The sequence below is a fragment of the Microbacterium sp. zg-YB36 genome, from assembly GCF_024623575.2.
Taxonomy (GTDB): domain Bacteria; phylum Actinomycetota; class Actinomycetes; order Actinomycetales; family Microbacteriaceae; genus Microbacterium.
Map to the genome: position 1 here is coordinate 38005 of NZ_JANJFD020000011.1, position 13915 is coordinate 51919.

Sequence of the window (13915 nt, forward strand, 5' to 3'; positions counted from 1 at the left end):
TCAGGGCGCGCACGCCTCCGCCACCGGCGAACTCTGCCGGTCGGCGCGCACGAGGGTGATCTCGACACACGTGCGCCCACCCGGCTCGGCCGGCACCGTCAGCGTGGTCTGATCGGTGGATTCCATCCGGGACTCCTCGCCGAGGCGCTGGACGGCCCACAGGTAGGTGTCGCCCTCCTCGGGTTCGGCGTTGCGCCACGTGAACGTCACGTTGTCGCCCTGCACGGCCCCTTCCAAGTCCGCCACGGTGGGCACGCCGCCGTCGGGGAGGATGTCGGCCGGGCCCTCTTCCTCGTCCTCAGGCGCCGACGAGGGCTCTGCCGCCGGTGCCAGCAGCCCGGTCGCCGCCGCGAGGGCGATGCCGCCGCCACCGAGCACGACGACGGCAGCCACGATGCCCCCGATGAGCGCGCCGGTCCGCCGGGGGCGGGCGGGTGCCGAAGCCGGGGCCTCCTCCTCGCCCTGGACGGGGGAGTCCGCCACCGGGGGCGCCGCCGCGAACGCCGGCGCGGGAGCGGCCGTGGACGTACCCAGCGGCGCGGAACGCTGCACGGTGGCATCCGGGGGCGCACTGTCCCACATGGGCAGGTGACCGGCGGCGGGGCGCAGCATGGTGGCGCCGACCGTCGTCCCCGCCGGCGGCGACGTGGTGCCCGCCAGCGGGGTCGTCGAGCCGGGTGCCCGCACGATCGGCGGCGGGAGCGAGGGGTCGATGCTGACGATGCCCCGGATGCGGGTCAGCCCGCCGTCCTCGTCTTCCATCGGGGAGTCGTCGACGCTCTCGTCGATGACGTCGATCGGGGTGGCGGCCATGTTCAGCTCGAGTTGCACCCGCTGCAGCGCGCGGGCGAAGTCCAGCGCGCTGGCGTAGCGGTCGCCGGGGGCGGTGGCCATGGCCCGCTCCAGCGCCCGCTGCAGCGAGGCCGGCGCGTCGGCGCGGCCCAGCGGGGGCACCGGCATCGTCAGTACCCGCTGAATGAGTTCCGAACTGCCGTTGCGCTGCCCCGGGATCTCGAAGGGCGACCGCCCTGCCAGCAGCGTGTAGACCGTGGCGCCGAGCGCGTAGACGTCTCCGCTGCGTCCCGGCGACCCTGCCTCGGCGAATGCCTCCGGCGGGGACCACGGGATCGACATGCCCGCCAGTTCCTGCACGGAGTCGCCGGCGGTCGAAATGCCGAAGTCGGTCAGTGCCGGCCGGTTGTATTCCGTGACGAGGATGTTCGCCGGTTTGATGTCGCGGTGCAGGATACCGGCGCGGTGCGCGGTCTCGACGGCGGCAGCGACCTGCACGCCCACCCGCAGCGACTCGGCCACCGAGAACGGCTCACGTCGGTACCGCGCCTGCAGGTTGGGGCGGGAGCAGTACTCCATCACCAGATATGGCCGGCCGTCGTCGGAGACACCGGCCTGGTAGATCGTGACGATCGCGGGATGCGTCGACAGCTGGGCCATGATGTTGGCCTCAGCGGCGAAATCCTCGATGGAGGTCTGGCTGAGCCGATCGGCCAGCAGCACCTTCACCGCGACGCGACGCTGCGGCAGCGCCTGGTCGTAGAGGAACACGTCGGCGAACCCGCCCGAGCCGAGCAGTTCCCGATAGATGAAGCCGGGGATGTCCGGAGGAGCGGTGGGCGGACGTGACGCGTTCATCAACCCTCCCGGTAGGTCACGGTCACTTCGTCACCGAGGTCAAGCGCATCGCCGTCGAGCAGGATGGTCGCCTCCCCGGGGTGCAATCGCATGGGACTGGAGCCGTCCCGGTGCAGCACGGTGCCGTTGGTGGTGTCGAGGTCGACCACGACGGCCGATTCGCCTTCACGGCGCACCTCGATGTGACTGCGGGAGATGTCCTGGCTGGGACTTTCGACCGTGACCAGCTGCGGCACGTCGTCGCCCACGCGTGTGGCACGGGGCCGCCGGCCGATGACGACACCACGGTCGAGCACCAGCGTCCGCCCCGTCGACAGCTCGAGGCGGCCCAGCGCCGGCGGCGGCACCGGGGCGGGCGGGGCGGGCACGGGCGGCAGGTCGGCCTCGGCGCGGCCTCTCGCCCGCATGGCGCGCGCGGCGGCCAGCGACACGGTGGCGCCGTCATGGTCGCCCGCGCGCACCAGGGATTCGCCGCCGGAGTCGGGGCGGGGAGCATCGCCTGCGGCCGCAGGCTGCTGCGCATCGGCGACGGCTGCGGCGGCCACCGAGGCCATCACCGTCTCGCCCCACAGGTGGGCGAAGCGGCCACGGCGGTCGGACTGCACGGTCTCCAGCGGGTCGTCGGCGCCGGCGGCGGAGCGGGCCGCAGCGGCGTCGCCGCTGACCCAGGCCGGTACGTCGATGAGCGGCTCCGGCGACGGTTCCTCGGCATCTGCGGGTTCGGCCTCGACCGGCTCGGCGTCTGCGGGCTCGCCCTCGGCAGGAGCCGGCTCATCGTCGGTGTCGATGAGCGCCGGGACCGGCGGGGCGGTCGGTGCCAGCACCGGCGGGGCGGTCGGTGCCAGCACCGGCGGGGCGATCGGCGCCAGCACCGGCGGGGCGATCGGCGCCAGCACCGGCGGGGCGATCGGCGCCAGCACCGGCGGGGCGATCGGCGCCAGCGGTACGTCAACGGCATCCTGCGTCAGCACGACCGTCACCCCGCCGGCGCGGACGATGCCGTCCACGATCGGAAGGGCGACCCCGGCAGCGGGGCCGATGCGCAACGCCACCGCGCGCGCGTCGGCGACGACGTGTTCGGCCCAGGTGGCGACCCCGGTGCCGCTGAGCACGCAGGTGCGCCCGGCCGCGTCGGTCACGTGGGCTTCCACCGCTCCGCGCACGAGCACGCGGGCAGGCTCGCCGGTGACGACCATCCCGAACGGCGGCACATCGGCGAAGCGGCCACTGGATCCGGTCGCGGCATCCAGCACTCCGGCGAGCCCGCCACCGGAGGCCAGCGCCTGCCAGACCCCCTCGACGATCTCCGGGTCCACCTCGGGGGAGACCAGCGCGACGCCGCGCGGCGATGCGATCGCGTAGGCATCGCCGGCGGTGTAGCGCGCGGGGGTGGGGCGTGATGTGGTCATGACCGGTCCTTCGTAGCGGGCGCGGTGCGGCCTCGGGGACTGCGAGCGGGCTTGCCGGCGGGGCGGATCAGCGACCGCAGGCTCAGCCGCGATCGTAGCCGACGCCAGAAGCCGACCGAGCCTTGCAGGCCGACGATGATCTCGTCGACCTCGCGCCACAGCTCCTCGACGTCCTGCTCGGCCGGTTCGCCGGGACCGAACACGCCGGCATCCGCGCGCTGTGCCACCGCGACGACGCCGGGTGTCGCGAGGGCCTCGGCCAGCACAGCCCCGTCCTCCCGGCGCGTCCCGCCGGTGGGCGTCTTCGCGCCGAAGTCGCGGGCGGTGTCGAGCACTTCGTCCCACGCGCCGCTGGTGCGCTCCGACGGGGCGCCGGTCTCGCGGCGCCGACGGCGGCGACGCAGCTTCAGCAGCAGCACCGCCAGGAAGGGAGCCGCCAGCACCAGCAGGATGCCGATGCCCGCCGCGATCCACGCGAGGATCGCGAGCCACGCGAACGGGCCGCCATCGTCGTCGTCTTCGTTGCCCTCGTCCTCCGGGACGTCCGGCGGCAGGTTGACCGGATCCTGCGCGGGCGGCGGCGGCTGCAGCGTCTGCGGCTGCAGTTCGGTCTGCGGCACCGTCTGCTGGTCGGTCGGGACCTGGTCCTCCGGCGGCGTGGGGTCAAAGGGCACCCAGCCGTACTCGTCGAACGCGACCTCCACCCACGCGTGCAGGTCCTCGCCGGTGGCGGCGAAAGCCCCGCCGGTGGCTTCCTCCTCGGGGTAGAAGCCCATCACCACGCGTGCCGGCAGTCCCAGCTGACCGGCCAGCAGCGCCATCGTGACGGCGTACTGCTCGTCGTCGCCGATCATGCGCTCCGGCGTCGCCAGCAGCGCCTGGATGCGCTCCGAGCCGTGCCCGGCGCGCGAGATCGCCTCGCCCTCGAGTCCGTGACTGAAGAACCCCTTCGCCGACAGCGCGGTCGCGAGGGCATCGACCTGCTCGAACGGGGTGTCGGCCGAGCCGACGAGCTTCGACGCCATCGACGCGGTGCCCTCGGGCACGTCCTGCTGCGGCGGCAGCGCGAGCGGGGCGATCGCGGCCTCTTCCAACTGCGCCCGTGTGGGCGTGCGGGGCAGCACGACCTCGAGTGTGTAGCTGTCGCCTTCGCGCAGCCCCGCGGTCACGACGCCGACGCCGGTCGCGCGGTTGTAGAACGTGGACCGTTGCAGGTCGTCGGCACGGTCGCCGCGGTAGCTGATGCCGGTGAGATACCCGGCATCGGGCAGCCACACGCCGCGGAGCGACCCGATCTCGACCTCGAGCGTGGCGGATTCCCCCTCGACGGTGGCGGGGATCTTGTCGCCCATGCGCAGGAAGCTCGCCGACGACCCGGCGCCCTCGCTCGCGACGTTGTAGACGACGCCGTCGTAGGCATCCAGCGTCGCCAGCCGCACCCGGCCACCCTCTGGCAGCCCCTCGACGGTGAACAGCGTCTCATCGGCCTTGTCGCGCACGTAAGCGCGGAAGGACTGCAGCGGGCTGACGTAGTTGCGCAGATCGATGGGCGGCAGGATCGCGTCGCGCACGACATAGCGGGGACCAGCCGGGGCCACCACGGCGCTCGCGCCGGCACCGAGACCGATCGCCAGCGCCAGTACGCCGGCCGCGGCCAGCACGCGACGCCCGGTGCCGTGCACTGTGGTGGAACCGGATTCGGCCGCGTACCGGTGCGCCGAGATCGAGCGGCGGTACGACGCCCACGCGATCGCCACGACGGCGAAGACGGCGCCCTGGATGATCGGCACCGCCGGCTGGGACATGCCGAACGCGATCGCCAGCACCAGCAGCACGCCGGCGGGCAGCAGCGTCCAGCCGTACTGCCTGGCGCGCAGCGCGATCGAGCCCGACAGCACCGAGACCAACAGCACCGAGAGGTAGGGGACGATCAGGAACGAATCGGATGCCGCGAACGGCGCGACGGCGGTGAGGAACTGCTTCCACGCGAACACGACGCCGCCGGCGAGGGTGAGCAGGCTCTCCAGCGTCGGCACGACACCGCCGAGCGTCGTCGTGGGCACCGCCAGCGGCGCGCCGAAGACGAAGTAGGCCGCGATCGTCGCCGCCGCGAGGGGAAGCACCCCCCACCGCAGCACGGTGCCGAGCACCGCCAGGCCCAGGCCGATCACGAGGGCGCCGAACCCGGTGATGAGGAAGTACGGGCTGTCGAAGGTGGGACCGAACCCGACGATCGACACGGCGATCAGCGCGGCGACCGCGGCGAGATCGATCGCGGTGCGGCGCGTCAGCGGCATCCGCTCGGTACCGGTGTCACTCACGAGAGCACCCGCCGCAGGCCGACGGGAAGGTCCGAGAGCGCGCCGAGGGTGAGCACCGTGGCGTCCCCCAGTCGGCGCAGGCCCGGGGTGGCCCCGGCCGTGCAGGACACGCCCAGCACGCGGGCGCCGCCGGGCAGGGTGCGGGCGGCCGCGCGCAGCGCCGGCGCGGAGACGCGGGACCCGGTGAGCATGACGACGATGCTGGCCTGCAGCGCCTCGACCTTGACCCGCGCGGCAAGCTCCGTGGTCGACGCGACGGCATGGGCGGTCTCGATGCCCGACAGCGCGTCGAGCAGGGGGCGGCCGGCCATGGTGGGGACGGTGACGTCCTGGCTGAGCACCGACACCTCACGGTCGTCGCGGATGGCCTGCGCTGCGATGGAACCGGCGGCCGAGACGGCGAGTTCGAACTCCTCGGGGTCGGCGTACTCGGCGGCGTTGCGCGAGAGGGTCACGACGATGTGCGAGCGCCGGGTGTCTTCGAACTGGCGCACCATGAGCGTGCCGACGCGTGCCGTTGACCGCCAGTGCACGTGACGGCGGTCATCGCCCGGGGCGTACTGACGCAGCGCGTGGAACGACACGTCGTCGCTGGACAGATCGCGGGTGGGAAGGCCTTCCAGGTCCCGCAGGAATCCGGCGGACATCCCGCCCAGCCCGACCGTGTGCGGGTGCACGAACAGTTCGAGCGGATCCGTCCACGCCTGGGTGCGCTGGAAGATGCCGAGCGGGTCGCCGCGGACGGCGCTGACCGGGCCGACCGTCAGCACCGCGCGGCGGGTCGTCGGGATCGCGAAGAGGTCGTCGTGGCTGGCGCCCACCGCCAGCCGCGGCACTTCGAACACCGGGCGGGCGTGGCCGACGGGCAGGATGACGCGTGCGGGCAGGATCGCCCGCGTGCCGGGGTTGCGCAGTGTGAGGCTGCCCACGGCACGCTCGCCGACCACGACCCGCTCCCGGGTCAGATCCAGCGACACGTCGTACTGCGTGCGGCCGATGAGGAACACCGAGCACACGGCCAGCAGCGCGATGCCGCACAGCGCGAGCGTGGTCAGCTCCCACCAGCCAAGGATCATGCCGGCGATGCCGGCGACCGCCGTCACCGCGGCGACCCCCCAGCCCAGCGGCGTGACGACGCCGAAGATGCGGCCGAGCCGACGCGCCACGGGCCCGGCGACGGGGGCAACGGATGCCTCGTAGCGGGCGCGGAGGGTCGGGCGCGCGGCCGAGGGCGCACGCCGAGCGCCCCGGCGCGCAAGCGTCGGGGCGGCGGGGTGCGCAGAGGCGGTCATGCCGCGCGGGCCTGCGGCGCCGGGATGTCGTCGACGACCCGCTGCACGACGCTGCGGGCGGTGACGCCGGAGAACTCCGCCTCGGGGTCCAGCACGAGCCGGTGGCTCCACACCGGCAGCGCGAGTGCCTTGATGTCGTCGGGCAGCACGTAGTGGCGGCCCTCACTGGCGGCCTTGACCTTCGCGGCGCGGACGATTGCGAGCATGCCGCGCACCGAGACGCCGATGGTGGTCTCCTTGGTCCCGCGGGTGGCTTCGGCCATCTGCGCCGCGTAGCGCAGCAGCGCGGAGTCGACGTGGGCCGTCGCGGCGAGATCGGCCATCTCGGCCACGGCGTGGGCCGTGACGACCGGCTGCAGCCGGGCGGTGGGGTTGCGATCGGCGGAGCCGGCGAGGATGCGTTCGGCCACGGCCAGGTCGGGGTAGCCGATGGAGGTCTTCAGCATGAACCGGTCCAGCTGCGCTTCGGGGAGCTTGTACGTACCGGCCTGCTCGATCGGGTTCTGCGTGGCGATCACCAGGAACGGGCGGCCCACTTCGTGCGCGACACCGTCGACGGTGATGCGCGACTCCTCCATGACCTCCAGCAGCGCCGACTGGGTCTTCGGCGAGGCACGGTTGATCTCGTCGGCCAGCACCACCTGCGCGAACACCGGTCCCTTGTGGAAGTCGAACTTGTGCGTCGCCTGGTCGTAGATCGTCACACCCGTCACGTCCGAGGGCAGCAGGTCGGGCGTGAACTGGATGCGACTGCTGGTGCCCTGAACGGTGGCCGCCAGCGCACGAGCCAGGCTCGTCTTTCCCGTCCCCGGCGCGTCCTCAAGGAGCACGTGCCCCTCGGCGAGCATGGCCGTCAGCACGAGGCGCACGACCTCGTCCTTGCCGAGCACGGCCTGCCCGACGTTGTCGGCCAGACGTGTGAACGTGTCACGGAACCACGTTGCCTGCTCCACGGTCATCGTCATGAGTTTCCTGCTTTCCTATGGTCTCGGTGCGTCACCAGACGAACGATTCTGCGGCGCCCCAGCCGACGATGTTGACGTAGGTGACGGCGCCGGGGTCGCCGCGCCAGCACTGGAACTCCGTCGTGGTGCCGGCGCCGATGTGCACCGGGCCCTCGTAGTCGTTCCACTGCCGGCCGCCCGCGATGCACTGGTAGCGGTAGCTGCCGGCGGGGAAGTTGGCGCTGGTGGTGACGGCCAGGTTGTAGCACATGTGCACACAGCCCTGTTCGGGCCGAGGCGACCCCTTCACCGAACGCGCGCTCGGGGGTGGCGGCGGGTCGGAGGTGCGGGCGCTGGCGGATGCCACGCCGCTGACCTGACCCTCGGTGTCGACCACCCGCACCTGGATCGTGTGGTGCTGGGCGTGGCCGTAGTCGACGGCCCGGCTGCCGTTCTGCGCGCCGACGTTCTCCCACCCGCCGCCGGCGATGTTGATCTCGATGCGGGCGATGTCGCGGCCGTTGAGGGCGGGGCGAGACCACGAGAAGGTGATCGACGTGCCGCTGGCCGACGCGCCCGCGCCCGGAGTGTTCGGCGGGCCGAACGGGACGACCCCGTTGGATCCCGGCGAACCGGGGCCGGCGTAGTACTGCCCGTCCATCCGGTTGACCGCTCGGATGGCGATCGAGTAGGTCGTGCCATTGGCCAGCCCCCCGACCGAACCGGAGATGGTCGCTCCCTTGGTCAAGGTCGCAAAGGAGCCGCTCCAGCCGCCGCCGTTGATCGAGTACTCATAGTCGAGCTCGTTCGCGTTGGCGCCGTTGCCGGCGCCCGCCGTCGCGGTGAAGGAGAGCTGTCCGTTCCCCGGCGACGCGCTCACCCCGGTGGGAGCGCCCGGCTCGACGAACGCCCGGCGCGGGGCCGACGGCGCGCTGAACGCACCCTGCCCTGCCTTGTTCGTCGCAGCGACGGTGAAGGTGTAATCGGCCGTCGACGCCTCGACGTTCACGGCCTGGGTGAGCTGGCCGCCGCCGACGGGGATCGTGTTGACGACGCTGCCGCCGCGCAGCACGCGCAGCGTATAGGCATCGATGGCCGCACCGTTCGTCGACGGCTGCGTCCACGACACCTGCAGCTGCGCCTGGCCGCCCACCGGCGACAGACGCTGCGTGGTGGGTGCCGCGGGGGCCGCCGGCGGCCCGGCGGGGATCTCGTTGGGCGACCAGCTGCTCCATGCCGACGGTTCGGGGGCGCGGTTCACCGCGCGCACCCGCACCTGGTAGGCGGTGCCGTTCTCCAGGCCCTCCCAGCGCATCGCGTTGCCGGTCACGCCGGTCTTCTGCGTCGCACCCGACGGTGGGGCGGGCGAGATCTCCAGGTCGAACGACTGCACCGGCGAACCCGGGGTCGACGGCGTCGTCCACGACACGTCCAGCGCGCGGTCGCCGAAGCCCAGCGCCGGCGGCTGCGGGGTGTCGGGCCGGGCGTCGGGCCGGGCAGTGGCCGACGGGGCGGACGGGTCCGAGGTGCCGACGCGGTTGGTCGCGGTGACGGTGAAGTTGTACTCGACGTTGTTGGTCAGCCCGTCGAGGGTGCACGTGGTCGAGGCGCAGGTCTTGGTGTAGTTGCCCGCCGTCGAGGTGACCGTGTAGGACGTGATCTCGGCGCCGTTGTTCGACGGCGACGACCACGACAGCACCACGGTGCGATCCTGCACGCTGGACACCGTCGGGGTACCTGGTACGTCGGGGCGGCCCTGCACCGTCAGCCGGATGCGGCCGTCCACGAGACGGTCGGGGTCTTCGGTGGCATCCTGCACGCGATAGCGCACCACGAGACTGCCGGTGAACTCGGCGCCGGGGGTGACCTCGACACGGCCGTTCTCCAGCACCCGCGGCTGCCCCTGCACCTGCCCGGACTCCACCTGCGCGTCGATGACGGTCAGCGGCTCGTTCGGGAACGGGCTCTGGTCGTTGGCGAGCACATCGATCGTCTGCGTGACGCCCTGGTGCGCCTCGGCCAGCACGTCGTCGGTGGCCACGGCCAGCGGACGAGTGGATGCCGAGACGGTCGCGGTCATCGTCGCCGTGACCGGATCGGTCTCGCCGTCGGTGACCTCCACGTCGATCGTCGCAACGGTGCCCTTGGGGGTGTCCGCGTCGGCGGAAACGCTGAGGACCCCGTCGGACACCGACGCCGAGAAGCCTTCGGGGGCCGAGTCGACGGTGCGGAACTGCAGGTTCGGCACGTCCTCCTCGTTGGGGTCGGACGCGAGACCGCGCAGGTCCAGGGTTGCCGCTTCTTCGCCCGGGGCGACCGTGATCGAGGCCCCCGACAGGGTCGGCGGCTCGTTGTCGGGCGGCAGCACGGTGATCGAGATGCTCAGCGTCGCGATCCGGCCCTCCGGGTCGTCCGGTCCGGTGCCGTCGGTGACCTCGAACGTGATCGCGTCGGCGCCGTTGTAGCCGTCCGCCGAGGTGTAGACCAGTGTCGAGGCATCCTGCACGAGCGAAGCACCGTTGGAGTGGATCGCCGAGACCTTCGCGGCCTCGGTGATGATCGCCCGGCCGCCGCCGGCGACGACGACGTGGTCTTCGAGGGCGATCTCGATCGTCTCGCCGCTGATGACCTCGATGGCACCGGTCGAGCGCAGCGACGGTCGCAGGTCGGCGAAGCCGGGGACGTGGATGAACGCGGAGGCGGTGAGACCGTCGACGTCGGTGACGTCGTAGCGGACGATGCGCGCCGTCTCGGCGATCGGGACGCGCACGACGCCGGCCGAGCGCACCGTGACGTCCTCCTCGGCCGTGCTGATCGCCAGCTCGTCGCGCACCCCGTCGGGGTCCTCGTCGTTGAGCAGCACCTCGACGTCGACGTGCGGCTGATCGCCGACGTCGGCGATCGTCACGCGGTCGTCGCGGGCGATGGGCGTCTGCAGCGGCACATCCGGGTCGATCGTGACGACGAGTGAACCGATGGCCGACGCTCCGCGCTCATCGCGGATCGTGTAGGTCATGGTCTTGGTGCCGGTCTCTTCGGCGCTGGAGATGACCACGCGGTCGCCCTTGACGGATGCCTCGATACCCTCGGGCACCTCCAGGCCGCCGTCGACGAGCCGCACGATGTCGCCCTCGGGGTCGGAGTCGTTCACCGTGACGGGCACGGCGACGGTACGGTTCGGCCGCATCAGCACGACGTCCTTCACCGCGAACGGCGCCTGGTTCACGCCTGTCGCCGGCGCGATGCCGACCCGCACCGAGGCGGTGGCGGAGCGGCCGAGCCGGTCCTGCACCGTGTAGGTGAATTCGTCGGTGCCGAACGACTCGCCGAACGCCTCGTAGAGCAGGAAGTTGTCCCCGACGTCCACGATGCGCCCGAGCGTCGGCGCGGAGGCCTCGCCGACCAGCTGCACCGAGTCGCCGTCGGGGTCGATGCCGTCCAGCGGAATCGGGATCTTCACTTCGGAGCCGCTGAGCACCCGGGCGGTGACGTCCCGGGGGCGCGGTGCCTGGTTGTTCTCGGCATCGACGTCGAGGATCTGGATCGTGACGTACCCGGCATCCTTCTGCCCGAGCGAATCGGCGATCTCGTACGTCGCGTAGACCGTCTTGGCCTCCGGGCCCGCGCGGAAGCGCAGGGCTTCCTCCGAGACGAACGCCTCACCGTCGGCGGGGTCGATCAGCGGATCGATGAGGTCGGGCAGCAGCGTGATCGCGTCGCCGCTGGGGTGGTAATCGTTCTCCAGCACCGGGATGCTCACGACGTCGCCGGCACGCACGACGACGGTGTCGTCGGCGGCGACCGGCGGCCGCAGCTGCGCGGGCGCCGGGATCGGGATCACGACGACGTCACCCTGCGCCGAGTGGCGGCCGTTGGAGATCTGGTACTGGATCGTCACCTGCTGGGAGAGCCCGGACTGGTCGGTCACCAGCAGATAGCGGTGGTCGATGACGGACACCGAGACGCGGGAGTTCGGCGGTGCGGTGACCGACTGCACGACGAGGATGCCGCCGGCCGGGTCGGAGTCGTTGGCCAGCACGTCGATGCGCACGTCTTTGCCCGTCGGCAGCAGCGCGACGTCGCGCACCGCGATCGGCGGGTCGTCGGGGTCGGCTGCCGTCAGCACGTCCACGCGCACCAGACCCACCACCGTCTGCGGTCCGTCGGTGGCGAGGTACTGCACGTAATAGACGCCGGGGGTGGGCGAGACGAACGAGAAGGTCCCGGCGTTGTAATCCGGCGACACCTCGGCGCCGGCGATCTCGGTGACCCGGGCCAGGCGCAGCGGGGCGCCGCTGGGAGAGACGTCGTTGTCCAGCGGAGAGATCGAGATCTTCTCGCCGGTGCGTACCACGACGTGGTCGGGCGACGTGATGGGCTTGGTCGAACCGACCGGGCGCACGTCCACCTGCACGGTGCCGGTGGTGTCCTCGTTTCCGTCGGAGACGGTGATGGTGACCTCGCGGCGACCCTGCACCGACCCGACCGCCCGGAAGGTGATCTCGCCGTCGGAGGTGAAGTCGACCTCGTCGCCACCGTCGGTGGCCGCCGAGCGCAGGAACATGTCGTCGCCGTCGGGGTCGATCCAGTCCAGCAGCGTGTCGTAGGTGATCTGTCCGCCCTGCTCGACGACGACGACCGGGATCGTGCGCTGCACCGGGGCGGAGTTGACCGTCCACGGGCGCACTTCGAGCGAGACGGTGGCCTGATCCGTGCCGCCAGGGCGGCCGTCGTTGACCTCGTACGTGAACAGCTCGTTGCCGGTGGCCCCCTCGGGCACCGTCACCTGCAGCGCGCGCCCGCCGTAGATCGGGGCGAGGTCGCCGACGGTCACCCCGCCCTGCGCCTCGGCGGTGAGCACGTCGCCGTCGGGGTCGTTGTCGTTGTCGAGCACCGGCAGCACCGTGGTGCGACCCGGCCGCACGCCGAAGTCGTCGTCCTCGGCGACCGGCGGGTGGTTGACGTCGGTGCGCTCGGGCAGGGACGTCTCCTCGGAGACCTCGGTGGAGGTCTGCTCGGTCTCGTCGCCGCCTTCGGGCGGGATGATGTCGTCCCAGTTGTCGACCATCTCGAGCGACTCGGTGACCGTCCACGCCGAGCCCGCGACGATGTCGTTGAGCACGACGACGTCGCGGTTCACGCGGAAAACGACGGTGGCATCCGCCGCCATGCCGGGGATCTCGTCGACCAGGTCGTCGCGGTCCTGCGGACAGTCGCGGACGAAGCGGGCCGAGCCGCCCCACGCGGCATACACGCAGCCCTTGAGCGACACCGGCGCCGCGGGGGCGCCGTTGCCGCCGGCCTTGGTCTCGGTGACGTCACCGTCGCCCAGGGGCACGGTGACCAGCGCGGTCGGGGTGGCGTAGCTGACGTGCTCGGTGAAGGTGGAGGGATGCTGCATGACGGCATCCGCCACACCCTTGAGGTCCCGCAGGCCCAGGCCTGCGACCCACAGCCGGGAGTCGGTCTTGTTCAGCAGCACCGGCGTGGTGCCGGCCACCGTGATCGACAGCTCGTCGCCCTCGTTGAGACCGTCGATCTCCTCGCTGGAGGATTCCACGTCTTCCGGCCCCAAGCGCACCGTGGTCACGGTGCCCTGCTCGGGCGAGGCGACGTAGACGGTGCCGTCGGGGCCGGTGACGGCCGCGGCGCCCTCGCCGAACGAGGCGATCGGGTCGTCGGCGGGAGTGAAGCCCGCCAGCCCCGACGCCGGGGTGACCCACAGCGCGCCGTCCTGCGGCTCGAGCACCGAGACGGTGGCAGCGCCGACGCCCACGGTGGCGCCGGTGGGGATGTCGATGTCGCCGACGGTGGCGACGGTGGCCACATCCACCGGAGCGAGCGTGGAGTTGGCCTGGTCGAGGACCAGCACGGTGCGCCCGTCCTGCACGATGTCGTACTGGTCCGAGACGGTGCGCAGCCCGGCGTCGAGCACCTGGGAGGCATCGTTGAAGCGGCCGACGAGGTAGCTGGACTGCTTGGTGACCCAGACGGAGCCGTCGTTCAGCTCGACATCGGTGGTCGGGAACCCCTCGTAAAGGAAGGCCATCGTCGTCAGCGCAATGGCGGAGATGGTGACGACTGACGCCGAGGCAAGGCTGCGCGGGCGCGCACGAAGCCACGCGAAGGACCTCATCTGGAACAGTCCCCCTTTGTCGTGTCCAGCGATTGCGTGGCGTCGGGTCCGACATATCGTCGGCGCTTGGTCCACCCTAGTGGGCGCGCGAGGGTGCCGCCGTGGGGAGAAGTCCCCATGCGCCGCTATGCGCGCCAGATGACGTTTTGCCGATTCGTTCTAG

The 13915-nt window shown here is 72.0% G+C and carries 6 protein-coding genes; all 6 read right to left on the reverse strand.

Annotated features, from left to right (window positions below; translation table 11 throughout):
- Genes NQ151_RS14795 through NQ151_RS14820 form a run of 6 tightly spaced genes read right to left on the reverse strand, consistent with a single transcriptional unit; the run spans nt 1 to nt 13665 of the window.
- Nucleotides 1-1650 (reverse strand): serine/threonine-protein kinase, encoded by a 1650-nt coding sequence (locus NQ151_RS14795; protein ID WP_257528565.1) that lies wholly within the window; start codon nt 1648-1650, stop codon nt 1-3.
- Nucleotides 1650-3059 (reverse strand): FHA domain-containing protein, encoded by a 1410-nt coding sequence (locus tag NQ151_RS14800; RefSeq protein WP_257528566.1) that lies wholly within the window; start codon nt 3057-3059, stop codon nt 1650-1652. The genes NQ151_RS14795 and NQ151_RS14800 overlap by 1 nt, the downstream gene beginning before the upstream one ends.
- Nucleotides 3056-5380: a transglutaminase TgpA family protein gene (locus NQ151_RS14805; protein ID WP_257528567.1), complete on the reverse strand. Its 2325-nt coding sequence runs from the start codon at nt 5378-5380 to the stop codon at nt 3056-3058. Before NQ151_RS14805 ends, NQ151_RS14800 begins: the two co-directional genes overlap by 4 nt.
- Nucleotides 5377-6672: a DUF58 domain-containing protein gene (locus NQ151_RS14810; RefSeq protein WP_257508858.1), complete on the reverse strand. Its 1296-nt coding sequence runs from the start codon at nt 6670-6672 to the stop codon at nt 5377-5379. Before NQ151_RS14810 ends, NQ151_RS14805 begins: the two co-directional genes overlap by 4 nt.
- Nucleotides 6669-7637 (reverse strand): AAA family ATPase, encoded by a 969-nt coding sequence (locus NQ151_RS14815; protein WP_257528568.1) that lies wholly within the window; start codon nt 7635-7637, stop codon nt 6669-6671. The genes NQ151_RS14810 and NQ151_RS14815 overlap by 4 nt, the downstream gene beginning before the upstream one ends.
- Nucleotides 7638-7668: 31 nt before the next feature.
- Complete coding sequence (locus NQ151_RS14820; RefSeq protein WP_257528569.1) at nt 7669-13665, reverse strand: Ig-like domain-containing protein; 5997 nt, start codon at nt 13663-13665, stop codon at nt 7669-7671.
- Nucleotides 13666-13915 lie beyond the last annotated feature (250 nt).

Bases quoted from the DNA above. Each gene is read 5' to 3' on its own strand.
- NQ151_RS14810 (WP_257508858.1), bottom strand. From the start codon at position 6,672: ATGACCGCCTCTGCGCACCCCGCCGCCCCGACGCTTGCGCGCCGGGGC.
- NQ151_RS14815 (WP_257528568.1), bottom strand. From the start codon at position 7,637: ATGACGATGACCGTGGAGCAGGCAACGTGGTTCCGTGACACGTTCACA.
- NQ151_RS14795 (WP_257528565.1), bottom strand. From the start codon at position 1,650: ATGAACGCGTCACGTCCGCCCACCGCTCCTCCGGACATCCCCGGCTTC.
- NQ151_RS14800 (WP_257528566.1), bottom strand. From the start codon at position 3,059: ATGACCACATCACGCCCCACCCCCGCGCGCTACACCGCCGGCGATGCC.
- NQ151_RS14820 (WP_257528569.1), bottom strand. From the start codon at position 13,665: ATGGCCTTCCTTTACGAGGGGTTCCCGACCACCGATGTCGAGCTGAAC.